The organism is Virgibacillus proomii, assembly GCF_900162615.1.
In the GTDB taxonomy this organism is placed as follows: domain Bacteria; phylum Bacillota; class Bacilli; order Bacillales; family Amphibacillaceae; genus Virgibacillus; species Virgibacillus proomii.
Genome location: NZ_FUFN01000009.1, coordinates 711,521 through 736,309 on the forward strand (window position 1 = coordinate 711,521; position 24,789 = coordinate 736,309).

The 24,789-nt window shown below is 36.8% G+C and carries 23 protein-coding genes; 9 read left to right on the forward strand and 14 right to left on the reverse strand.

The annotated features are described in order from the left end of the window. Positions 1–373: 373 nt before the first annotated feature. Together argS and BN1066_RS06010 are read right to left on the reverse strand one after the other, a co-directional pair. Positions 374–2,038, reverse strand: a complete 1,665-nt coding sequence (argS, locus tag BN1066_RS06005; protein WP_077318546.1) for an arginine--tRNA ligase — start codon at positions 2,036–2,038, stop codon at positions 374–376. Beyond that, the gene (locus tag BN1066_RS06010; protein WP_179104297.1) at positions 2,035–2,478 is read right to left on the reverse strand and encodes a YwiB family protein; all 444 of its coding nucleotides are present in this window, start codon (positions 2,476–2,478) and stop codon (positions 2,035–2,037) included. Before BN1066_RS06010 ends, argS begins: the two co-directional genes overlap by 4 nt. Positions 2,479–2,890: 412 nt before the next feature. Here BN1066_RS06010 and BN1066_RS06015 point away from each other — a divergent pair, with 412 nt between their 5' ends. Further along, on the forward strand, positions 2,891–3,823 hold the full coding sequence (locus tag BN1066_RS06015; protein ID WP_077318548.1) for an L-lactate dehydrogenase: 933 nt from the start codon (positions 2,891–2,893) through the stop codon (positions 3,821–3,823). 290 nt (positions 3,824–4,113) lie between these two features. After that, positions 4,114–6,159: a transglycosylase domain-containing protein gene (locus tag BN1066_RS06020; RefSeq protein ID WP_077318549.1), complete on the forward strand. Its 2,046-nt coding sequence runs from the start codon at positions 4,114–4,116 to the stop codon at positions 6,157–6,159. 450 nt (positions 6,160–6,609) lie between these two features. Here BN1066_RS06020 and BN1066_RS06025 read toward each other — a convergent pair whose 3' ends face one another. The 3 genes from BN1066_RS06025 to BN1066_RS06035 form a co-directional block, all read right to left on the reverse strand. After that, positions 6,610–7,128: a YwhD family protein gene (locus tag BN1066_RS06025; RefSeq protein ID WP_077318550.1), complete on the reverse strand. Its 519-nt coding sequence runs from the start codon at positions 7,126–7,128 to the stop codon at positions 6,610–6,612. Positions 7,129–7,329: 201 nt separating this feature from the next. Continuing rightward, positions 7,330–7,824, reverse strand: a complete 495-nt coding sequence (locus tag BN1066_RS06030) for a YwgA family protein (protein WP_077318551.1) — start codon at positions 7,822–7,824, stop codon at positions 7,330–7,332. After that, positions 7,814–9,133 carry an HD domain-containing protein gene (locus BN1066_RS06035; RefSeq protein ID WP_077318552.1) on the reverse strand — a complete coding sequence of 440 codons (1,320 nt, stop codon included), beginning with the start codon at positions 9,131–9,133 and terminating at the stop codon, positions 7,814–7,816. The genes BN1066_RS06030 and BN1066_RS06035 overlap by 11 nt, the downstream gene beginning before the upstream one ends. A gap of 280 nt (positions 9,134–9,413) precedes the next feature. Between BN1066_RS06035 and BN1066_RS06040 the strand changes: the two genes are divergently transcribed. Next, the gene (locus tag BN1066_RS06040; protein WP_077318924.1) at positions 9,414–10,259 is read left to right on the forward strand and encodes a lipoate--protein ligase family protein; all 846 of its coding nucleotides are present in this window, start codon (positions 9,414–9,416) and stop codon (positions 10,257–10,259) included. 103 nt (positions 10,260–10,362) lie between these two features. Here the strand turns inward: BN1066_RS06040 and pta are convergent, their stop codons facing one another. Further along, complete coding sequence (gene pta / locus BN1066_RS06045; protein WP_179104298.1) at positions 10,363–11,331, reverse strand: phosphate acetyltransferase; 969 nt, start codon at positions 11,329–11,331, stop codon at positions 10,363–10,365. A gap of 329 nt (positions 11,332–11,660) precedes the next feature. Here pta and hemQ point away from each other — a divergent pair, with 329 nt between their 5' ends. Then, positions 11,661–12,407, forward strand: coding sequence for a hydrogen peroxide-dependent heme synthase (gene hemQ / locus BN1066_RS06050; RefSeq protein WP_077318553.1), 747 nt, complete (start codon positions 11,661–11,663; stop codon positions 12,405–12,407). 80 nt (positions 12,408–12,487) lie between these two features. Here hemQ and BN1066_RS20115 read toward each other — a convergent pair whose 3' ends face one another. Continuing rightward, the gene (locus BN1066_RS20115; RefSeq protein WP_179104299.1) at positions 12,488–12,652 is read right to left on the reverse strand and encodes a hypothetical protein; all 165 of its coding nucleotides are present in this window, start codon (positions 12,650–12,652) and stop codon (positions 12,488–12,490) included. Between the two features lie 145 nt (positions 12,653–12,797). On the opposite strand from BN1066_RS20115, the gene BN1066_RS06055 reads away from it, so the two are divergent. From BN1066_RS06055 to BN1066_RS06070, 4 genes are all read left to right on the forward strand, one after another. Then, positions 12,798–13,793, forward strand: a complete 996-nt coding sequence (locus BN1066_RS06055; RefSeq protein ID WP_077318926.1) for an SDR family oxidoreductase — start codon at positions 12,798–12,800, stop codon at positions 13,791–13,793. A gap of 168 nt (positions 13,794–13,961) precedes the next feature. After that, positions 13,962–14,387 (forward strand): cell wall hydrolase, encoded by a 426-nt coding sequence (locus BN1066_RS06060; protein WP_077318554.1) that lies wholly within the window; start codon positions 13,962–13,964, stop codon positions 14,385–14,387. 35 nt (positions 14,388–14,422) lie between these two features. Further along, positions 14,423–14,890, forward strand: coding sequence for a spore coat protein GerQ (gene gerQ, locus BN1066_RS06065; RefSeq protein ID WP_245799711.1), 468 nt, complete (start codon positions 14,423–14,425; stop codon positions 14,888–14,890). A gap of 543 nt (positions 14,891–15,433) precedes the next feature. Further along, the gene (locus BN1066_RS06070; RefSeq protein ID WP_077318555.1) at positions 15,434–15,691 is read left to right on the forward strand and encodes a hypothetical protein; all 258 of its coding nucleotides are present in this window, start codon (positions 15,434–15,436) and stop codon (positions 15,689–15,691) included. Positions 15,692–15,699: 8 nt separating this feature from the next. Here BN1066_RS06070 and BN1066_RS06075 read toward each other — a convergent pair whose 3' ends face one another. The 5 genes from BN1066_RS06075 to BN1066_RS06090 form a co-directional block, all read right to left on the reverse strand. Then, positions 15,700–16,068 (reverse strand): DUF423 domain-containing protein, encoded by a 369-nt coding sequence (locus BN1066_RS06075; RefSeq protein WP_077318556.1) that lies wholly within the window; start codon positions 16,066–16,068, stop codon positions 15,700–15,702. 114 nt (positions 16,069–16,182) lie between these two features. Continuing rightward, positions 16,183–16,494, reverse strand: coding sequence for a YwdI family protein (locus BN1066_RS06080; protein WP_077318557.1), 312 nt, complete (start codon positions 16,492–16,494; stop codon positions 16,183–16,185). Positions 16,495–17,149: 655 nt separating this feature from the next. Further along, positions 17,150–17,287 carry a hypothetical protein gene (locus BN1066_RS20120; RefSeq protein ID WP_179104300.1) on the reverse strand — a complete coding sequence of 46 codons (138 nt, stop codon included), beginning with the start codon at positions 17,285–17,287 and terminating at the stop codon, positions 17,150–17,152. A 703-nt stretch (positions 17,288–17,990) separates the two neighbouring features. Next, positions 17,991–18,290, reverse strand: a complete 300-nt coding sequence (locus BN1066_RS06085) for a phasin family protein (RefSeq protein WP_077318558.1) — start codon at positions 18,288–18,290, stop codon at positions 17,991–17,993. A gap of 14 nt (positions 18,291–18,304) precedes the next feature. Continuing rightward, positions 18,305–19,954, reverse strand: coding sequence for an ABC1 kinase family protein (locus BN1066_RS06090; RefSeq protein WP_245799712.1), 1,650 nt, complete (start codon positions 19,952–19,954; stop codon positions 18,305–18,307). Between the two features lie 222 nt (positions 19,955–20,176). On the opposite strand from BN1066_RS06090, the gene BN1066_RS06095 reads away from it, so the two are divergent. Further along, a complete protein-coding gene (locus BN1066_RS06095; RefSeq protein WP_077318559.1) occupies positions 20,177–21,526 on the forward strand; it encodes a YjiH family protein in 1,350 nt (449 codons plus the stop codon). A 343-nt stretch (positions 21,527–21,869) separates the two neighbouring features. Here BN1066_RS06095 and BN1066_RS06100 read toward each other — a convergent pair whose 3' ends face one another. Then, positions 21,870–22,880: an acyltransferase family protein gene (locus BN1066_RS06100; protein WP_077318560.1), complete on the reverse strand. Its 1,011-nt coding sequence runs from the start codon at positions 22,878–22,880 to the stop codon at positions 21,870–21,872. Between the two features lie 799 nt (positions 22,881–23,679). Next, positions 23,680–24,531, reverse strand: coding sequence for a non-homologous end joining protein Ku (gene ku / locus BN1066_RS06105; protein WP_077318561.1), 852 nt, complete (start codon positions 24,529–24,531; stop codon positions 23,680–23,682). Between the last annotated feature and the right edge of the window lie 258 nt (positions 24,532–24,789).

Below are 24,789 nucleotides of genomic sequence, written 5' to 3' on the forward strand. Positions count from 1 at the left end.
AAAAAAAGGCTGAAATCTTGGGCATCTTGAAAAATAGCGATGTATCGCTGTCGGGGTTTTCCTTGTCCTTGAAAAAGAAAGACGCTTTTTCTGCGTGCGATGCGTCGCTATGTAGCTTTTCCTTGTCCTGTGATCCGAACAAATCGGGAATTTAGGTGCACTGTCCCCACTTCAACTACTTTGTTTTATCTTCAACTCTTGGAGCAAGGATTTTACGACAGCATACATTCTAGGATAAACCGATTAATAGATGCCATCATCCCTCATCTCAGCCATCCAAAGAAGATAGATAGCAGCCCATAATAAGGAGCCAATTAAAGAAGAGAGCTTGAAGATAGTAAGCTCTCTTTTTTGTAATGGTGAAACCATTATTCTACATTTTTTCTGGTGCAGTAACACCAAGTACTCTTAAAGCATTAGCAAGCGTGATTTTGACCGCCTTCATTAAAAGAATACGGGCTTTTGTTAGCTCCTGATTCTCTATATCCAAAACCTTCTCTGCATTATAAAAGCTATGCAGTAAACTCGCTAGATCAAAGACGTACTGTGTTATTTTATGTGGGGTTTGTTTTTCCGCAGCATCAGCGATGACTTGCGGAAACTTAGCTAGTTGTTTTAACAAGTCTGTTTCTTTCTCTCTCGTTAATAATGATACATCTGCTGAATCATCAATCGAGAATCCCTTTGCTTGTGCTTGTTTTAACATCGTACAAATTCGCGCATGAGCATATTGTACATAAAATACCGGATTATCATTCGATTCAGAGCGCGCCAAATCCATGTCAAAATCAAGTTGTGAGTCGTTCGAACGCATAACAAAGTAATAACGGACAGCATCTACGCCAACTTCTTCCATTAATTCACGCAGTGCAACAGCCTTACCTGTTCGTTTACTCATCCTTAGCTTTTCACCATTCTCATACAGATTAACCATTTGAATAATCTTGACACTGAACTTGTCAACCGGATACCCTAATGCTTGAATAGCTGCACGCATACGAGGAATATATCCATGATGATCTGCTCCCCAAACATTAATAATTTGATCAAAGCCGCGATCCAGCTTGTTTTTATGATACGCGATATCCGGGGTTAAATACGTATAGCTTCCATCCTGTTTAACTAAAACGCGATCCTTATCATCACCAAATTCAGTTGAACGAAACCAAGTAGCTCCGTCCTTCTCATACGTATATTTATCTAAAACCTGAAGCGCTTCGGTAATTTTTCCTTCTTTATATAAGGTCCTCTCCGAAAACCATGAATCAAAGCTCACCCGAAAGCTTTCCAGATCTTCTTTAATTTTTCCTAATTCATAATTTAATCCGTACTCTCTAAAAAAGGCAAGACGCTCTTCTCGTTCGCTATGTACCCACTTATCATCATACTCTTCACTTAATTTTTTACCAATCTGAATAATATCTTCACCGTAATATCCATCTTCAGGCATAGATGCATCTTGACCAAGCGCTTGTAAATAACGTGCTTCCACAGAAAGTGCCAAATTATCGATTTGATTGCCTGCATCATTAATGTAATATTCTCGTTCTACTTGATAACCTGCTGCAGCCAACACATTACAAAGCACATCTCCAAACGCCGCTCCACGGGCATGACCTAGGTGAAGATCCCCCGTTGGATTAACGGATACAAACTCTACTTGTATGCGTTTGTCTTGACCTGCTGTTGACTTTCCATATGCATCCCCTTCCTTTATAATTGCAGGGATAATAGAGCCGAGAAAGTCCTCTTTTATGAAAAAGTTAATAAACCCTGGCCCGGCAATCTCTACTTTTTCAATCGAAGCTTCTGTTTGGTTCAGATGGTTCACGATCTCATCAGCAATCGACCGAGGTGATTTTTTCGCTATCCGAGCTAATTGCATGGCAATTGCGGTCGCAAAGTCACCATGATTTTTTTCCTTAGGCTTTTCTAAAACAATTGGGGGTATTTCTTCTGCACTTGCAAGCTCTGCCTTTAATACAGCTTCTTTAATTTGCTGCTTTAACGCTTCTTCTGTCTCTGTTAAGACATTCATGCCTTATTGTCCTCCTTTTTTATGATTAAATTGATCTTCTGCCGCCTTATATGTTGATCATTTAGCTTTATTTCGTAAGCGATATAGAGGTTCCCAACCTTTGCAGGCTGGATAGGCTCGTAGACAATCTTTGTCGTAAAAGTCTCCATATATAAACTGCCATAAGGATGCTTCACTATATTTTCTGTCTTCTTATTTAAAAGAAATTGCTGGTTCATCTTTACATTTCCAGATCGCTTCAAATTGACCTTATTTGGCTGGATAGTGAGTAAGTTGCTTACGGTAGGCATTCCTTCTCCTGCTTCTACATATGTAAGAACGTCTATATGACCTTTTCGATAAAAAGTGCCACGCTGTTCTACTTTATGATATTCCTTTTCACCATTTTCTTCAATAGTTGTACAAAGCTCGATTATTACTGGTGTTTGCCGCTTACTCATCGTAAACATTCCCTCCATTTTTATACAGATAACGGATGGAGTTAACCTTGTATATAATGACGTATACTTGTGTATTCTATTATATCTAAACGTATTTATCAAGCTGTACTATACAAGGATCTCCGTCACTAAAACGCGTTTTATTTTTCTTAAGCGAATTTCTAATCGACTGTTTTTGGGTAATGATCAACATTCGTTTCAAATAAACTTATACGAACAATGGAAAATGGTAACCACATTAAACATTACCTTTTTTACGAAGCGCAAAAAATAATTATTTATTAAAAATAGGATTTCTTTTTTCTCATAGAGGTAATATAGTAATAAAGTTGTTTTTTTAAAACGGATGATGAATTACTTTATTATATTGGAAAGCAAATACTTCAAATTAAACATGATGGAGGTCTTCTTAATGAATATTACACCAGGAAATAAAATTGTTCTTGTTGGTACAGGTGCAGTTGGATCAAGTTATGCTTATGCACTAATAAATCAAGGTTTAAGCAATGAACTTGTTTTAGTAGATATTAATACGAAGAAAACGGAAGGAGAAGTAATGGACTTGAGTCATGGAGTTGTCTACGCTCCTAGTGCAATAAAAATTAAGCATGGAACTTATGAAGATTGTACCGATGCTGCATTAGTTGTTATCTGTGCCGGGGCGGCACAAAAGCCAGGTGAAACAAGACTAGACCTAGTTAATAAAAATGTAAAAATTTTCAAGTCCATGGTCGCATCTATTATGAATGCTGGTTTTAACGGAATTTTTATTGTTGCAACCAATCCTGTCGATATTTTGTCCTACGCGACATGGAAATTTTCCAATTTGCCAAAAGAACGAATTATTGGTACCGGTACGATATTAGATTCAGCTCGATTCCGCTACTTATTAAGCCAAACATTTGCAACTGCCCCTACAAGTGTTCATGGTTACATTATCGGAGAACATGGTGATTCCCAACTCCCTATTTGGAGTACAGCTAACATTTCAGGATCACTCATTGCAGAAAAACTATCCGAAGAACAAAAAACCGAAATCGCAGCCAAGGTTCGCAATGCAGCTTATGAAATTATTAGTTTAAAAGGAGCTACGTATTACGGCATTGGGATAGCATTAGCACGAATCACGAAGGCGATCTTAAATAATGAACAAGTTGTATTACCAATAGGAACTTTATTAGAGGGAGAACATGGTTACGAAGATGTATTTATTGGTGTTCCCTCTATTATCGATCGGACCGGTGTTAAGCGCGTCGCAGATTTTTCATTAGATCAAGATGAAAAGAAAAAATTCGCTAAATCAGTTGAAACATTAAAAGCAGTTCAAGCACGTATTTTCCCTTAATTTACCTGGTGAATAAACTTATTGAAACTTAAATGACAAGATTGGTTAAGCTTTCTACCGGTTGTACTTCTTCGTAAATCTAGAGATCTTGTAACGCAAGGAATCAACTTTATCTTTTCAAAGTAAAAAATAAAATAATTTAACATTTAATCCCCCAAACCTCATCCTTAACCAAACCATAACGGTTGGGAACACTATTTTGTTGAATAAAGGAATAATTTGTACGTTTATTTGCTCGTTTGTTTTCCCATAATGGTATTAGTTGTATACTTTTAAAGAGGGAAAAGGTTATGAGCAAACATAGAAGAAAACATAAACACAGATTTATCCTGTTCGGATCAGGTATCTTATTTGCAATAGGCATAGCATTTATTGCTGGCATCTACTTCATTAGCTTTCTGCTTGGCCCCCCACCATTATCACTTGACCAAAAAACGGTTCTATACAGTAGTAATGGGGAAGTCATTGGCAAAACAAGTGAATTAAATAACGAAGGATGGGTAAAGCTTGATGATATTGCAAATGACGCTGTACAAGCAACGCTTGCAATTGAAGATCAGCATTTTTACGATCATCATGGTTTTGACTTAAAGCGTATTTTTGGTGCAGTTATTGAAAATATAAAGTCTTTCTCGCTTAAAGAAGGTGCAAGTACATTAACACAACAATACGCACGAAACTTATACTTAACCCACGAAAAAACATGGTTGCGAAAAATAAAAGAGGCTTTCTTTACCATTCGTTTGGAAATGTTCTATTCGAAATCAGAGATACTAGAAGGCTATCTAAATACGATTTACTACGGTCATGGAGCATATGGGATTGAAGCTGCTAGTGAAGTATTTTTTAATAAATCAGCCAATGAACTTTCCTTGGCAGAATCTACTATGCTCGCAGGTATTCCTAAAGGCCCAACCTACTACTCTCCATTCAATAATGATACAAAGGCAAACCAACGGCAACACCATATTCTAAAAACAATGTTATCACAAAATAAAATTAGTTCAGCTGAGTATAAACAAGCTAAACAACAACGATTAACATATCGACAAACGAAAGAGCAAAAGCAAACGAATCCAGGTGCTTACTTTCAGGATTTCGCCATTCAGGAAGCAAGTAAAGTATTAAATCTGGATGCTGATGAAGTTCGATCGGGAGGATATCGGATTCACACTACATTAAACAAAGATCACCAGTTAAAACTTGAAAAAGAGCTAGGAACTACGATTGCTAATTCCAGCGAGATCCAAGCAAGTGGGCTCGCTATTGACCCACAAACCGGAGAAATCATCGCTATGATTGGTGGTCGTAACTATGATGAAAGTACCTTTAATCGAGCAATCCGTGCAAAGCGAATGCCTGGATCTGCCTTTAAACCATTTGTCTATTATACAGCATTGGAACATGGATATAATGCAACAACGATGTTAATGAGCAAACCAACTACATTTGAACTGTCCGGAGGTAAAGTATATCAACCAGGTAATTTTAATGGGTATTATGCAAATAAACCTATTTCACTTGCCCAGGCCTTAGCTCTTTCAGATAATATTTATGCCGTGAAGACCAATATGTATGTGGGTCCAGAAAATGTCGTTGATACAGCTAAACAATTTGGCTTTTCTAGTAAGCTTAGTCCGATTCCATCTTTAGCACTTGGAACAGAAGTTGTATCAATGAAGGAAATCGTTCGCGGTTATGGAATGATTGCAAATGGTGGGAAACAAGTAGATCCGTATGCGATCAAAAAAATTGTTAATCGAGAAGGTGAGACAATCTATGAACATCCGAACTACCCCCAAGAGCAAATTCTTGATAAAAAGAAGACATACATCCTAGCCCATTTGCTAACAGGAATGTTTGACCATGCTCTTGACGGCTATATGCAAGTGACAGGCTCTTCCATTATTGACCAACTCGACCGTACATATGCAGGAAAATCAGGGTCGACAGATTCCGATAGTTGGATGATTGGATTTAGCTCGTCTATTGTTACTGGTATTTGGGTAGGTTATGATGATAACAGAAAAATAGAGCAGGTAGAAGAAACAAGTTATGCCAAAGATATATGGGCTAATTTTATGGATGCCGCTCATCAAGATTTGCCAAAAAGCAGTTTGCCTATCCCTTCAGGAGTTATTGGTGTTCCCGTTGACCCTGCTACTGGACAACGTGCCACTCCTTATTGTTCATCAAGCAGGGTTATGTTTTTTGAAAAAGGAAGTGAACCGAAAGAATATTGTTCCCTTCACTTTCCGGAAGATTCACCAAATAAAACCGATCCAAAGCCTAAAGACAAAAGCATCTTGGAGAAAGTTTTTGACCTTTTCCATTAAAAAGGGATAAAAAGGGCCAACGGTCGGCTAATGTCTCAGGTGTCCTTAAAAAAACCGCGATGCGTCGCTGACCTAGTTACACGTATACAAGGCACTTAATAATTTTAACTACGTTGAATGAACTTCAACACTAAGATTTTATCCGTTCTAACGTACGAAGAAATTCAAAGCGCCCTTATTACCGGACTTTTTTAACAACTTCTCAACCCCTTACTAGGAAAAAGAGGCTGAATCCAGCTAGTCTGAATTCAGCCTCTTTTTTGTCCTAGTAATACATGAGTAAGCCCATGTGCCTATATTTTACAAACTTCCTTTACAAAGTACAAGGAAAAATCAATAGGTTCATAACAAAGTCACAAAATATTCATTTTTTATTAACTTCAAGAAAATAATTTCATACTAATAAAAAGTGTTTCTCGAAGTAAAGAATCCATATTACCTTTAGATAGTTTACTTTGGCAGAGCTGACTTTAATTCTTCTGAAGAATTGTTCCACATATCTTGATTAAACTCAACTAAAAAGTCCTTTAATAATTTTTTAGAATGATCGTCCATATGATCAACGACTACTTTTCCTTTTAGTGATTTTTCCATATGTGTCACATGCTCAGGCATTGATTTATATGCACGCTTATTCGGTTTGTCAACACGTAGCTCGCTTCCAGCCACACCAGCATAGTAAGGGCCGGTTTCGTTACGATCGATATTCACCCATACAATCCAATAAAGCTTACCATTAGGTACCTCACTTTTATCGGAGAAATACTTAACTCGACGTTCAATATCACTTCGCGCATGCATCGCTGCCATATCAACATATGCTTTATTCTCATTCGGATCAACGATTATGGAAGACATATTCTCTAAGCTGATAGAACCATAGCCGTAGCCGCTATGACCGTCTGTGGAATCATCTTTAATAATTGTAAATCTATTCTTTTTCTGATTCGAAGATTGATCGGAATTCATTTAACCCCTCCTTCTCCAATGTATGTGGTTTCCATTGTAGCATAGGTTTAACTTACTTAGCATGTACCCCGCATCCAAATACATACGAGTATGTATAACTACAAGAAGCGTGATGAAAACTCTCCACGACATAAAGGGTCTCTATATTCAAAGCTAGTAACAATGATATTCATGATGCCTACGTATACTTTCAATGGAACATTAGTGACGAATATCATTGATAAAGGCCAGTGCCTCTTGAATTTCTTCATCTGTATATTTTTGCTTTGGCTTGACTGTATAAACTTTAGCAATCGATTCTTCAAGTGGTAAGTCATCAAAGTAAAGAAGCGTAGCAACTAACTCTAAAAAACGGGAACTTTTTTCTTGCATCGCTTTTACTTGTGCAGAAAAATCAGGCATGTCCATTTTAAATTGTTCTAAAAAAGCTGCTCCATCTTCCGTAATTGTATAGTGATATTGATAATAATTGCTTTTTTCTTCCTTAGATTCCTTTATAAAACCTAGATTACATAATTCTTCCACGCGCAACGTTAACTCTTCTGAATAAGGACCATAAAAATGAAATGCGTATTTCTCCTCAAAAGGTATATTGCATTTTTGCAAAATATAAATCATCTTTTGCAGTTTTTTTCTGCCCGTTACTTCATTTGCTACCGAAAAAAATTGCATTAATTTTGCATGGTTAGTTAACATGTTTTACCTCTCCCTGACCAGATAATATTTCTTTCATCCGCGCCTTTTTCTGCTCATCCTCTAAGTTTTCTAAAAAATCATGAGGATAATAGAGCTTATGATCGGTTCGCTTCTTACCAGAAATTGCTTCCACAATATCGGACTCCCGTGATAATTCGCGTAACTCCCCATTTGGCATTAATAAATGAATTGGCAACCGTTCTTCCTCTTCACCAGGACGGTAAAAATCATATGGTAAATCAGAAGACGAATCGACAACTAAATAATAGGCCGGGTCTATATTTGTTTCTGTAAATAATTGATGCAGTTCCATCCAATCATTCATTTGTAAGTTGGGATTAAACTCAACATATTTAAATAAACGGCGATTCATAAAACGCTCACAAAGATCACGAAGGATAACATCATCTTCTTCTTGCCATAACTGAAAATAATAAGAGACAATACCTTCATCTAATTTTAAATAATCCTCAAGCTTCACATTCCCTGTAAAAAAAGATTCAAAATGAGTGGGCTTTAACTTGAATTCGTATGTTTTATCTTCATACAGTACTTTCGCACGCTGTAGTATTTTACACAGAATAACTTCCGCACTTCTTGTTACCGGATGAAAATAAACTTGCCAGTACATTTGATAACGGCTCATAATATAATCTTCAACAGCATGCATCCCTGTTGACTTAATGACTACTTGATCCTCCATTGGTCGCATAACTCGAAGAATTCGTTCCATATCAAAATGTCCATAGCTGACTCCGGTGAAATAGGCATCCCGTTGCAGGTAATCCATTCTGTCCGCATCAATTTGACTGGAGATTAAACTGACGACTAATTTATCACGGTATGTTTTAGCAATCACATCGGAAACATCTTGTGCAAATCCCTTTTCCACTCGCTCTAAAATAGCATTTACTTCTGTATTCCCTAAAATAATTTGTTGTGTAAAATACTCATGATCCAGTTTAAATACTTTTTCAAAGGAGTGGGAAAATGGACCATGACCTAAATCGTGTAATAAAGCCGCACATAAACAAAGAAGACGCTCCTCTTTATTCCAATGTGGACGCCCTTCAAAGTTCGATATGATTCTTCTGACAATTTCATAAACTCCAAGCGAGTGATTAAAACGACTATGTTCTGCACCATGAAATGTTAAATTTGTAGTGCCTAGCTGCTTTATTCTTCGCAATCGTTGAAACTCCGGGGTAGCAATTAAATCCCAAATCACCTTATCTCTTACATGAACATAACGGTGTACGGGATCTTTGAAAACCTTTTCCTCGTGGAGCTGCTCATCCTTATATGCCATGTCTGATTCATCCGTTTCTTTTCGACTATTTCTTTTTATTATATAATAGATAAGCCGAATAAAAAAGGATAAAGTGAAACTTCATTCAGTAGGAGTTTTCTTCCATCTCCTACTGAATGTTAGTACCACAAGGGTATGACCGAAAGGCCCTTGAACGAATCGGGCATTTAGGTGCCGTTTTCTCCCACTTAGACCCTTTTGTATCAACTCAAGGTCTTGAAGTGGGAGTCTTACGGCACCTTACATGCGGGATAAAGATAAAGAAAGTCAGGAGTTGCTTATGAAAAATTGGAAAGACATTATCGCACATGACACCATTCGCTATTTAGACCATACATCGCTGCAAACGTTTCATCATGAACCTTACACAGCGCTACATTCTTTTGCTATTGACGATGCATTAGCACTTTCAGTTAGTAACCGGCTTTCTCCTCCGATCATCCGCCTTTGGGTGCATGAGAATACAATTGTATTGGGGATTCCTGATGGTAAGCTCCCTTTTGTCAAAGAAGGTGTTGATCTATTACGTAAGGCTGGTTTTGATGTCGTCATTCGTAATTCTGGGGGACTTGCAGTGGCGTTGGATCATGGTGTACTAAATATATCCTTTATTTTGCCCGGAGTAAAGGAACTGTCGATTCATGATGGCTATGAAGCAATGGTGAGCTTTATACAGTATCTATTAAGGGATTTAACTGATGAAATTAAGGCTTATGAAATCGTTCATTCCTATTGTCCGGGTGATTATGATTTAAGTATTAACGGAAAGAAATTTGCCGGAATTTCTCAGCGGCGGGTAAAAGATGGTGCCGCGGTGCAAATTTATCTCGATGTAGAAGGAAATAGCTATAAACGAGCTAGTCTTATTCGGGATTTCTACGCCATCAGTAAAAAGGGAGAAGCAACTAAATTTTCCTATCCACAAGTCGATCCTCATGTGATGTGCTCTTTATCTCAATTACTAGACACTCCTTTAACGATTGCGGATATGAAGAAACGTGTCATAACAGCATTAGAAGAAGCAAATCAACAAGTGGTAAAATCATCTTTCAGCGAATCAGAATATCGAGACTATACAAAAAGACTAGCACAAATGAAGAAACGAAATGAACATATCCATAGATAATTATTGTATTAGGAAAAGGAACTCTCATAAAAAGTACCCTGTAGTTAAACTTCGTGAATAAGTTCACTATAGGGTACAAAATTATTTATCTTCCTGATTATTATTAAGCTTGAGCAGCTGTAATTAGTGCTAAATTATAAACATCCTCTGCATCACATCCGCGTGATAAATCATTTACCGGCTTGTTTAAACCTTGTAAAATTGGCCCTACTGCTTCAAAGTTCCCTAATCGTTGAGCAATTTTATAACCTATATTCCCTGCTTCAAGGCTTGGGAAAATAAATACATTCGCATCTCCTTGCAGTACAGCCCCTGGAGCTTTTTGCTTTGCAACGCTTGGTACGAACGCAGCATCAAATTGAAACTCACCATCGATCACAAGTGACGGATTTTTTTCCTTCGCTAATTTTAGTGCTTCTACTACCCGTTCCGTTTCTTCAGATTTTGCTGAACCCTTCGTCGAGAAGCTTAACATAGCAACACGTGGCTGGATACCAAATAGCTTCGCTGTTTCCGCACTTTCCACTGCTATTTCCGCAAGATCTTGACTATCGGGAGTTATGTTGATCGCACAATCAGCAAAGACATACTTTTCTTCGCCGCGAACCATAACAAAAACACCGGATGTTTTCTTAACTCCTTCTTTTGTTTTAATAATTTGCAGTGCTGGCCTTACCGTATCTGCAGTAGAATGAGCTGCACCACTTACAAGACCATCTGCTTGATTCATATAAACAAGCATGGTGCCAAAATAATTCTCATCTAAAAGTATCTTTTCCGCATCTTCTTTGGTTGCTTTTCCTTTACGGCGCTCCACAAATGTTTCAACCATTAAATCAAACTCCGCGAATTCTTTTGGATCCATTATTTTGCAACGAGTAATATCTACACCTGCTTCTTCTGCCTTCTGTTTTACGCTTGACTTTTCTCCAATTAGAATTGGCAGTAAGACATCTTCAGCAGCAAGTTTACTCGCAGCAGTCAATATACGTTGATCTGTCCCTTCCGGAAAGACAATAGATTTGGGTTGGTCAATCACTTTTTCTTTCATTTGCTCAAATAATTCACTCACTTTTTCTAAACCTCCTAAATGGTTATATTTAAATAGTAGATGATTTTGTGTTTAAATTAAAGCATTTCCTCCCTGGCATCCGTCTTTTTTTGACAGTATCATGACAATTATATATCCATTATCCATTTTAAAGCCTATATCATGATTAGCTTGCCCGAATTATGCTATAGTAAAAGCAGATTTGCATTTTAGTAACCGCTCAAAGTGCTGTTTTTAAAATTAGGGTAATAAGAGAAATAAGTTAACGCGAAATTCGATGTGTCATTTTACCCGTCGCTTTTGCGCAACCGCTTAAAAGAAACAAATTATTAATTAAAGGGGAGATTACGATGGTAGAGCCAGTAGAAACAATGGATGGCTGGTACAGCCTGCACGATTTCCGAACAATTGATTGGACTTCATGGAAATTAGCCAGTGAAGAAGAACGAAAGGAAGCAATCACCGATATCCAGCAATTATTAGCTAAATGGGATGAAACAGAAGAAGCTAAAAACGGAAGTCACGTTCTCTATAACATTATTGGACAAAAAGCAGATTTAATGTTTATGTTTCTCCGACCAACTACGAATGAATTAGCTGCTATTGAAACAGCAATTAATAAATCGAAAATGGGTGAGTTTTTAATTCCTGCCCATTCTTACTTTTCTGTAGTAGAATTATCAAAATATCGTCCTTATAAGGAAGAACATCCAGAGCTTATTCCTGAGGTAGCAAAACGTCTAAGACCGATTTTGCCAAAATGGGAACATATATGCTTCTACCCAATGGATAGACGGCGTTATGGAGATGAGAACTGGTACACATTAGAAAAAGATGTTCGTGCGAAGCTGCTATATGAACATAGCATGACTGGACGAAAATATGCTGGAAAAGTTTCGCAAATTATTACCGGTTCGATTGGGTTTGATGATTGGGAATGGGGCGTAACATTATTTGCCCATGATCCACTACAATTCAAGAAGATTGTTTATGAAATGCGATTTGATGAAGTAAGCTCTAAATATGGTGAGTTTGGTGAATTTTTTGTAGGGAATTATCTTTCCAACCAAGATATTGTATCCTTTCTTGAAATATAGTTATTTAAATATGAAAACCTATTGGTAACTAAAAAACGCCTATTATGTGGTAACCATCACATAACAAGGCGTTTTTCTTATCATATACGGGAATAAAAGGGGTCATAGCGCGGAGAAGTGTAAAACGGAGGTCGTCTTCCAATAACAGGCATGAGCCAACTCTCATTAATATATTTCATTCGTACTTTCTTCTGTGTTCCTCCAATTAATAACCAAACCACTTCACTGTTAAATACAACGTCCAATTACACAATCCCTCCTTTCTTTCATTGTACGTTATTTATTTAAAAATGAAGCATGGACACTTAGCTTCAATTATTTTTCACATCCGCGGACGCCTATACATACATTAATGACACAAGAAGAAAAAAGAAAAGAGGCTATATTATGATGAAAAAAGACAGACCCCATCATCAACTTTCTCCTGAACAACATTTACATGAAATTCATCAGCTCCAGCATTGGTTTGAAAAAAATAAACAAACATATCCATATCCAATGTATCCGAATTATGGTAAAATCACACGCTATGAAGAAATACCTTTAAGTAATCCGGAGCAACGTCAGTTAATTCAACCTGGTCAAGAAGAATTCATGGTACCTAAACCGATTATTGAGAACCCCAATTATCAGGGAAGTGGTAAACTGGACAACAAAGTAGCTTTAATTACTGGTGGGGATAGCGGGATTGGTGCTGCTGTAGCTATTGCCTTTGCTAAAGAAGGGGCAAATGTTGCAATTGCTTACTTGAACGAACACAACGATGCCAACCGAACGAAGCAACGAATAGAAGCACATGGTCAATCTTGCCTGCTACTTCCAGGGGATTTAGGTGAGAAACAACAATGTAAGCGAATAGTAGAAAAAACGATCAATACATTCGGTCAATTAGACATACTTTGTAATAATGTCGGGATACAATTTCAGCAAAATGACCTGCTCGATATTACTGACGAACAATTTGACCATACCTTTAAAGTTAACATTTATTCACATTTTTATACAACAAAAGCAGCCCTGCCATACTTAACAGCAGGAAGCTCTATTATAGGTACTACATCGGTCGTTACGTATAAAGGTGAACCATTATTAATCGACTATTCAGCAACTAAAGGAGCAATCGTCGGATGGACCAGATCATTGGCAAAAAGCTTGGTTGAACGAGGAATTCGCGTTAATGCTGTGGCACCGGGAAAAATTTGGACACCATTAATTCCAGCAAGTTTTTCTGCAGATTTAAATGCATTACATGGATCCAACTTATATCAACGCATAGGACAGCCATTCGAACTTGCACCAACATATGTGTACCTTGCATCTGATGATTCACGATTTGTTACTGGCCAAGTTTTACATGTTGATGCAGGAGAATCGACACACTCCTAACCCAATCCCTGTTGATACTAAAACTAGATTAAAAACTGAAGCCAGTTTTAATTCAGGCAAAAGCTTTTTGAAAAATTTTTCTGCCTGAATTTTTTATTACACATATTCCTAACCAGTTTTTCATACATATACTAATGCAACCAGATTAGACAGAAATGAGGAATGCAAATGGCGCTTGTAGCACATACCGAAAAAGATATAGAGTTATTAGCAAGACTAATGCGAGCGGAAGCAGAAGGTGATGGTCAATTAGGGATGTTAATGGTTGGAAATACCGGAATTAACCGAGTGATTGCTAATTGTCTAGATTTTATTGGAATAACAACAATTAGCGATATGGTATATCAAAGCCCAGGGGGGTTTGAAGCAACCCAAAAAGGTTATTTTTATCAGCGAGCAAGAGAACAGGAAAAGCGCTTAGCACGAAGAGTTATTCAAGGTGAACGGCAACACCCTGCCACAAATTCCTTATGGTTTTTTGAGCCTGAAGGAAGCTGTCCTGCTCAATGGTATGGACAGTGGAATTCGGGACGCTATAAATCACATTGCTTTTTCGTCCCTTTAGAATCCGAATGTCCGAACGTTTACTGGTAACGTACTAGTTTAAACTTAAATAAGGAGGTTTTTATATGACCAAAGTTCAAAAGAATAATAACCAAGAAATTTCTCACCAGCCTTATCCTTACTATTATTATCCAACAGCTTCACCTGCTTATTATCCTATGTACCCGATACGGCAACAACCAACCAATCAACCTTATCAACAATCACAAACACAACCGTACCCACCTGCATCAGGTAGTACCATTCAGAACCAACCCATGCTGCCTGAGCAACAATCCTACATTGAAAATATTTTACGTTTAAATCGCGGTAAAGAAGCAACTGTCTATATGACGTTTGAAAATAATGAGCAGTGGAATGCTAAAGTATTTCATGGAATTATTGAAGCAGCAGGTCGGGACCATATTGTACTTAGCGATCCTCAAACAGGAAAGAGATACTTATTACTTATGGTATATCTTGATTATATTGTCTTTGATGAAGAGTTAACCTATGCTTATCCCTATGCAAACGCAACTTATTCACCACGTTAGCTAAACAAAGATGGCACAATAGAAAGACTCGACTGCAAGCATGGCTTACAATGATTCTAATTAAAACGATGTCAGAGATAGACTCATTTTTTGCTAAGGAAACAGCTTTAGACGCCAGTATCTCCCACTTCGGCCTATTGTATTCCCTATCACTCTTGAAGTGGGAATCTTACGGCACTTAGATGTAGGGTAAATACCTACTTTGAAGTAACAGCTTGAAGCGCTCATAAAACAGCGTACAAATTAGAATCTTCTGACAGGAGGAAGGGCAACTTCATTCAAGGAGTTCTCTCCTTGAAAAAGAAGAACACTTTTTCTCTCGTGCCAGGAAGGAGATCGAAGTTTGCTAGCAGCGTGAACGCTTGAGTTAGATGAAGCTACTTTAAAAACAGGAATCTGCCAGTACTACGGATATCGTTTCCTAAACAAGAACAAATATAATTTCCTAGACGAAAAATAAGGGATGACACGGGCAATATCCCCTGTGTCATCCCTCCTCAGTTTAATCGATTGTAATAGAGGTTTGATAGAGAGGCTGATACGATGAAACGAAGTTATGAAAAATTCATTCTTATGGAGACCGTATCATTATTTGGAGCTGTCATCCTTGGGTTAATTGCCCTCATAAATGGGTATACGCTCCTTATCATCATTTGCCTTTTACTAATTGCAGCGAGCCTCGCTTTTGACATATTCATTCAATTACAAGTATTTATTATGCAACCATTCTACATCATCAAACAAGCAGTACGAGCACTGCTGCTTATTTTATTTGCAGTAGCTTTAATGTTCCAGTTTTAATTATGTCATCATACATATTTTAAGATAAATAGCCCTAAAAGCACCCAGCCAATAAGAAATGCAACTCCCCCAAATGGTGTAATCATCGCAAAGGTTTTAATAGCAGTGGTCGAATAGATGTATAAACTTCCTGAAAATAAAACAATACCAATTAAAAACATCCAACCTGCCCACATAACTCCATTGCTGTTTACTTTCATCATGATTAGCCCGGTTACGAATAATGCCATCGTATGAAACATCTGATAAGTTACGGCCTTCTCCCAAGTGGCAATGGCACTTGTAGACAGTTTTCCTTCTAAGCCGTGCGCACCAAATGCCCCTAAGGCAACTGCTAAAAAACCATTTATAACTCCTAAAAGTAAAAATACCTTCATGTTTGAACTTCCCCCTCTTTATTAGAAAAACTTGGCTTGACGCCAAGTCTTTATGGCGAAAGCAATCGTTTTTCTTATACGATAAAGCCTAAAGTCTTATACTTTCCTATCGTGTTAAAAATCAAAAATAGAGTCTCCATTCGCATCATCATGATCAAGCTTTGATGAATTACCTGAATCTTGATGTTGTTGCTGGATTACTTTACTATCATCCCGTTCTCCGATCATTGCTTTTAGCTCAAGCTGTGAAATGGTGTGTTCATCCGTCTGATTTACTGTTTTTGGTTGCTCCTCAAGTAGCAAATCACATAACAAACGAACATGACTAATATGTTTAGTTATTTCGATTGTATTTTCAGGATCAGCTTTCGCTTTATTTAATTCAGTTATCATTTTATTTATTATTGTTGCATTAGCTACTGCCATAGCCTATCTTCCTTCCTTAAAATACCTAGTTTCATTATATTAGGAGTTCAAGTAGAAAACAAACAGTTTCCCTTGAGCTATGAAATAGATAAAGTGGAACTTCATTCAGTATAGCTTTTTATTTATTCCCTACTGATAAATAGGAACAAAAAATCTCAAGCGTCCTTGAACATCCTCGAACAAAAGATCTTAAAGCGCTCGGTTAGCGACATACAAATGACAGAAACTCTGATAGGATAAAGTGAAATTTCATTCAAGTACTTATCTCCTTGAATGTTAATGTTATCTCCTACTTACTTCTTCGTCTTCTCTATAACTTGAAATGGGGTCTTACGGGCACCTTATATGTGTAAAAAGAAAAACATGCCTCTAAAACGGGGTATGCCTATGCCTGAGCGGCAAGCCCGCTTTTAGTTGATCTTCCTTTAGATTCAAGCCAATGTTGACTTATCGCAACAAGAAAATCGAAATTTGCTAGTCGCTCAAGTGCTACCTTTAAAGAAACTATCCACCATATAAAAATAGATAGATTTTCCTAGACAAATAAAAAGTCCTGTAATGGCAGGACCTTGTGTTTCTTTCCATATTCGATTTTCAGTTTACCCTATCAACTCAGGTAGAGACATTCCTTCAGATGTTCCATTTTTTATCTTGTCTATGCATTTAACATTTTCTTGGGTAACTCCTCTAAATATCGACTATACACCCATTGCAAAAAAACTACTTCATTATCTTGTAATTGCCTGCCTAACTTTTCTTCGGTTTCCTGACAGATTTGTAAAAAGGTTACCATACGCTTGAAATTCCCCCTATTGGAGCTGATATTTCCTTCCATTGTATCGCTGTTTAGAGTGAAGCGCAATAACTTTCTGGTCAAAAGGCAGAATTTACAGATAACTACTCGTTTTGACAAAATAGACGCTAACTTAACCGACAGATTTTTTGTAAAGATTACAACTTATCTACTATCTTTTCTATTGTTTGACAACCTATAACAAATAAAGTAAATAGACAATTAAAATAATAAACACCCAAACGGCTATCAACAAAACGCCAGTAATAAGAAAAAATAGTAACAAGCAAGATACTTTTGTAAAATCAGCTACAATTATACTCTACCCTACTTCACGAAGGAGTAAAACATAGTGTTTTTTACTACTTGTTAGCAAAATGAAGACATTCAGTAGAATGTATGCATGAGATATCAGAACTGGCTAGAAACAAGTCTAAACAAAGGAATTGGAAGTGTCATTTTTAACCCGACTTTTTAAACAACCTCTCTAAAAAATATGGTTAACACAAAAATTTTCAATACTAAGTGGCTGCATCATTTTCCTTAAGATCTGCTTACTTTCATAAATAGAAAACTTGGGCAAGCGTTAATCCCTGGCAGAGAACGAATTGCGTGTAACAGGTAAAAAACTTTAGGTATTGAACTATATTTCTTGCGATATAAAAAAGACAGACCACCTAAGGTAATCTGCCTTTTTTACGATCTATTTTTCTTCCAGTTTGCTTTCTAATTCTGTAATTCTTGCACGAAGTTCATTGATATCTTCTTTCGTAGCTAAGCCAATCTCTTGTGCAAATTTCTTCATTTGTTCATATTGTTGTGCTTGCCATTCACCTTTTTTTGTTTCACCTTTTTCAATAAACTGCTGCAAGACGGCTTTTGCCTGTTCCTGTGTCAATTCATTCTTGTCTACTAATTGTTTCACTTTACTTTCAAATTTCTCTTTACTTGTAACTGCTGCACCTAAGCCAAGTAAAAATCCTTTTTTTAATAAGTCATTCATAATTTACACCTCCTTTACCATAAAGATTGAATCATCTTATAATGCTTTCTAATTACTATGATTAACATAACGGCGAAAACACTTGCACTAACTAGTCCAATGAGCGCCATTAGTTGCAAACCTACATAAAATCCTACACTCATACAGCCTAAAGTGACCAATAAAAATGTCACATTTAAAACCTCAAGGATGATAAAATAATGATGCTTTTGTTGGCGTTGTTGTTTTTGTTTTTCCCACTGTCGCTGTTTCTCCCCATTTTCCAACCAGTTTAACACTGCCTGTGGATAAGATAAAATAGGTTTAATAGTATCCTTTACATAATCCGTATACATGGACTCAGCAAATCGTTTACCACCAAACCATTGTTTAAACTTCGGGGTCGCCCATTTTTGGAGATCAACCTCTGGGTAAATTGCAATTAATATGCCAATTACAATCGAAATAGCCCGTCCTAAATAAGCATATTCTGCTGAAAGCTGGATAGGTTGTTCATGAAGAATAAGACGAATATCTTCTTTCAATTGCTCAATAATATGTGTATCCTGCATATTCACTGTACCAGTTTGGTACATTTCAACCGTTTCACGAATAATTCGTTTTAATTTCTTTCGATCCGCATTTGGCAAAATAAAATTCATTTCATCTAATGTTTGAATCACTTTATCATAGTCATCAACAATAATGCTATGAATCAGTTGTTTAAAATAATGGCTATCCTGTTTACGCACCTCTCCAATCATACCAAAATCAATAATCACCACCGTGCCATCTGTGCGAATCAAAATATTTCCTGCGTGTGGATCAGCATGGAATTTACCCGACTGTAAAAATTGTTCCAAGTAAAAATCAAATACAGTTTTAGCTATTCGCTGCGGATCAATCTGATGTTGATTCATAAAGGACAGATCCGTTATTTTTGCTCCTTCTATCCATTCCATCACTAGTATTTTTCTCGTACATAACTCCTCTACATAGAACGGAATATGTATCGAAGTATTGTCTTTAAACCGCTCTTGAAAATAAAGAGCGTTTGACAATTCTTGTTCAAAGTTAAGTTCTCGATTCATCACCGTAACAAGCTCTCGGTATAATGACGGTAAATCAGCCTTCTTTCCAAACGTAGTAAGCGTTTCAATTAACCAAAATACAATCCGTAATGCTTTAAAATCCTTGTGAAACACATCACTAATTCGGTGGCGCTGAACCTTTATGGCTACCACTGTTTTTCCATCCTTTAATGTTGCCCGATATACTTCACCAATGGAAGCTGAGGCAATCGAAGGGGTTTGAATTTCCTCTACAACATCGTAGATAGAAGTACCCCATTCTTCTTCCAAAATACTTCGAGCATACGAATAAGGCATTGCAGGTACACGGTCAACAAGCTCGCTAAGCTCTTTAATAAATGCATCTGGCATAAAATCAGTCCGCGTACTAAGAAACTGACCTACCTTAATTAATACTCCTCCTAATTTTCCAGCCTTCTCACGATATTCCGTTGCCATCTTCGTAACGAGACAATTCCATTTTGCAACTGTCTGATCGTCCCATATACGGTTTTTAAAATGGAACACATAAATTTGCATAATAAATTTTAGTGTCATCCATACCATCACCGTACAGCGATAGCCTAAATTATATTTTAAACGCTTATTCACCATTGAACACCTCATTATATGTATACCCTATTATAAACTAAACTAAAATGCTTACGATATAAATTAACGATAACCCTATTTCACAAAACGAGCAACGCAAAAGGAAAAATCGCTTTTAATTATAGGTAACAATTAAGAAATTCCAGTTAATTTTAAATTAATCATTGGATAATCATTCATTTTCACTTATAATAATTAATGAACATTTAAACGTTGGGGGCTCTTATGAAAAACAATCAATATTCACTTATAGATCATTTAAAATTTATTGTACCATCTCTTGTAGGTGTTTTTTTATTTATGTTACCAATAAAAACAGAAGCTGGGTTAACAATTCCGATTGCTATCCTAGCCGAAAGTGTACAAACACTTTTGAATGATAGAATATCAGAGATCATGATGATCATCATTGTCATTACTGCAGTAATGACGGTTATCGCTAGAATTGTCGGCCAAGAAAAGTTTGCTGTCACACCGTTTTTTCAGCAGCTATTTTGCGTCAATACGTTTTGGACGATAACCCGAATCGTTGCTGCCATCTTTGCAATAATGGTATTTTTTCGAATTGGACCAGAATTTATCCATGGAGCAAGTACTGGGCAAATGCTGCTAGGAGATTTGTTACATGTTTTATTTGCTGTCTTCCTTTTTGCCGGGTTATTCTTACCACTTCTTATGAATTTTGGTTTGCTGGAGTTATTTGGAACGATTATGACAAAAGTAATGCGACCATTATTTCGTCTCCCCGGTCGATCGTCCATTGATTCTTTAGCGTCATGGATTGGAGATGGAACAATCGGTGTATTAATCACCAGCAAACAATACGAAAATGGTTATTATACTAAACGAGAGGCTGCCGTTATTGGCACCACTTTTTCCGTTGTTTCGATCACCTTTTCGTTAGTAATTATTGGAGAAGTTGGTCTTAAGCATATGTTCGTACCGTTTTATGGTACTGTTTTAGCAGCTGGCTTTATCGCTGCCTTAATTATGCCACGTATCCCTCCACTTTCCAAAAAAGAAGATACGTATATTCATGAAAAAACAGAAAAAATATCTGAAAGCGTACCAAATGGAGAAAATATACTAACGTACAGTTACAAACAAGCTCTCGATCGGGCAAAAAAAGAAAAAAGTGTATATCAATTCTTAAAAGAGGGCGGACAAAACATTTTAGATATGTGGATGGGTGTTGCTCCCGTTGTCATGGCATTTGGCTTAATAGCATTAATTATTGCCGAAACAACCCCATTATTTCAATGGTTGGGGCTACCTTTTGTCCCTCTGTTAGAGCTGTTGCAAATCCCATCTGCTAAGGAAGCATCAGAAACGATCTTGATTGGCTTTGCTGACATGTTTTTACCTTCTATTTTAGCTTCTTCCATTGAAGAAGAAATAACTCGGTTTATTATCGCTGCCTTATCGGTTACTCAATTAATTTATATGTCAGAGGTAGGCGGATTATTATTAGGTTCAAAAGTCCCTGTATCCTTTAAAGATCTTACTGTTATTTTTCTATTACGGACGTTGATTACTTTACCAGTAATTACATTGATCGCTCACCTTATCTTTTAAGAAAAACGAACAGTCACCTGTGTCATGAGCTTGGCGATAACTTAGTTGCTGAACAATTAAAACCATCCGATGACGGATTCACTTCTACACTAAATTTCTTATACGCATAAGGACAATAGTTAGAAGCGCTGGGTGCTGGCGGACAAACGGAAGAGCTTTGAACAAGGAAAAAGTAGAACTTCATTCAAGGAGTGTTTTTTCCTTAAAAAACCGCGATGTATCGCTATCGTAGCTTTCCATGTCCTTGAAACAGTAAATCCAAGGCTACGTTCTCAGGCCTATTAAATAACGAAAAAACAGCCAGAATAAACGTAGCTGGCTGTTTTTATATATTTATATGCTGTTATTTTTGACTGTTCTCATTAGCAACTTGTTGATACATGTTTTTGAGAATCGATGCCTTCCCTTCAACAATCGGCTGCCAAGTTCCTTGGACTGGTCGACTGGATAATAGCAGTACAATGAGCAAAGACAGAATAGCTAAGCCGATAAAGTCGAGAAATCCGTTCACTTCAAACAAGTCTACCTGACGGAAAAATTGAATGAAGAAACCATGTAACAAATAGACATATAATGTTCTTGTTCCAAGTGCAGTCCATCTGAATCTTTTTGTTGGTACCCATGCCAGTACACTTGCTACCATAATAACCGCAGTTATATAAACAAGTAATCTGGCTAACCCGCCAAACTCAGCCATATTCAAATCGGCATATGATTTAGAAGCAAGCAGCCAGCCGGAATTAAATTCAGGTAAAGAATAAATAGTAACAGCAATGCCGCCCATCACAATAAGCGAGGCAACTTTCACCCCTATATTTTTGATTACCATCACTTGTTTTTCCGTTAATAAATAGCCTATTAAGAAAAACGGGAAGAATACAAATGTTCGCGACAAGCTAAACGTATGGCCGATTTCACCAAAATATCCTACTAGCAATCCAATCTGCACAGAAATGATAACGCTTAAGAACGGAGGAATTTTTTTAAACCAGTATAAGAGGATATGCCAACAAAACAGACTGAATAAAAACCACAATGACCAATGTGGGCTAAATAAATCCGTCTGCCAGTCTGATTTTCCGATTAAAAAATAGTATCCTGTATATAACGCTTGAAAAATTACGTATGGCAGCAGTAGTTTTTTCATTAATTTTAATACATAATTCATATTTCCTGCCCCTTTGGCAAAAAAGCCTGATAAAAAAATAAATGCAGGCATATGAAACGTATAAATCCAAAGGTAAAGAGTATTAATATTTTTTGATCCATCCGTAAGCGGCTGTATCATATGTCCAAACACAACTAAAAAGATCAGGATTACTTTAGCATTATCAAAAAAGGAATTCCTTTCCATTGATATATCCCATCCTTCTCTATAATAAAATCTCCTAAAAACTTGTGAATTAATAAAGTGTGCACTATATACTTTACCCCTTTTCATATGTTTTTGCATGGTTTAACGCTTGATTTCATACACTTGTTAGCAGTTTGTAACCAAGCTGAAAAATAATCATTTCTATGTAATCCTGAATATGAAAATAGTCTCTAATCAATAGAGACTATTTTCTAAAAAACGGGAATAATGAAAAGCATTCTAGTTATTCTCATATACGTGTTCAAAAATGCGCAAAAAAGGCTTTATAGTGACAACAATTTTTGCGAGCAGAAGATTGCGCATCTTCTAACTAGCCACTGGATACAAGCCATGAAAAAAATCTGTGTTATTTTTACTTCTTTTTTTGAATCAGATTGTTCAAAAAGTGCACTAAAAATGACACGTCGAATTTCTTCGTACGTTAGAACGGATAAAATTTTAGCGTTGAAGTTTCATTCAACGTAGTTAAAAATTTTTAGGTTCTAATATAAGTACAACTAGGCTATCGTCTGCGCTTCACTTACTGCTAAGCCAAGTTTTCTTTATCGGCTTGTTTCTCCGTTCCTTAAAGAAGGATATCCCTTTTCCTGCGTGAAAGTTGTTTCGAGGAAGCTTCACTAGTGCTCATGTATCTGTACTGCATACACTCTAGCTACTCGACACTTCTCCGCCTCGAACTTCTCGGTTTTCTTGAAGACGCACTTACAGATAAATTAAGCTTCTATCCACTTAAAACTTAACCTTTCTAAATATGATTAGTTAACTTCAGTTTATTCCTTTAAGAAGTTTCTATTTTTTTCTTTTTTACTTTTTTTGGTTGCTTTAATTGTTGAGGTTGGTTTGCCTTTGGCTGATCCTGCTTTGCTCGTTCTAAAGAAGCTTGTAAAGCATCCATTAAATTTGTTGCGACACCAGTTGCAGGTTTATCCTTTGCGGTTGCCGTTTGATCCTGCTGTTTCTTTTGTTCAATCAAATGAAGCAGCGATCTACGATATTCATCTTGATATTTTTCCGGATTAAATTCAGTTGTTAACTGATCAATTAGCATTTTTGCCGTATCTAGTTCCTGTTTATTCATCTCAATCTCTTTAGGAACATTAGGGACATCGCTTACATTGCGAACTTCATCCGGATAATGAATGGTTTCTACGACTAGTGTATTCTTGTACACACGGATTACAGCAAGCTGTTCTTTTGAACGAATCATCATTTTAGCAATTCCTATTTTTCCTGTGTCCAGTAAAGCACTTCGTAAAAGACCGTATGCTTTGCTCCCTCCTTCATTTGGAGAAAGGTAATAGCTTTTTTCATAATAAATCGGGTCAATTTCTTTAAGTTGAACAAAGTCAATGATTTCAACTGCTTTATCTCCCTGCTCCTGTCTTAAAGCTTGTAATTCCTCATCATCTAATACAACAAACTTATTTTTTGCATATTCATATGCTTTAACAATTTCATTATTTTCGACTGGACGTTCACAAACCGGGCATTTCCGCTCATATTCAATTGGTGACTGACATTCTTTATGCAATTGCCTTAGTTTAATATCTTTATTTTCTGTGGCAGCATGCATTTTTACAGGTATATTGACTAACCCAAAACTTATCGTTCCTTTCCACATCGTATGCACACTAATCCCTCCTTACTGGTAGTTTGACACAAGTAGGTCATTTTATCCTTCTATGGTTAATTTCTTTTTGAACAGCTCATACTAAGAACAAAGCCAGAAGTGCTCGATTAGCGGCGTACAAATAGCGGAACGAGATAGAATGTAACTTCATTCAAGGAGTGCTTTTTTCCTTTTGAAAAAGAAGAACGCTGTTTCTGCGGCGATGTGTCGCTACCATCGTTTTCCATATCCCGTCAACCCAAACGCATCAGGAGTTTA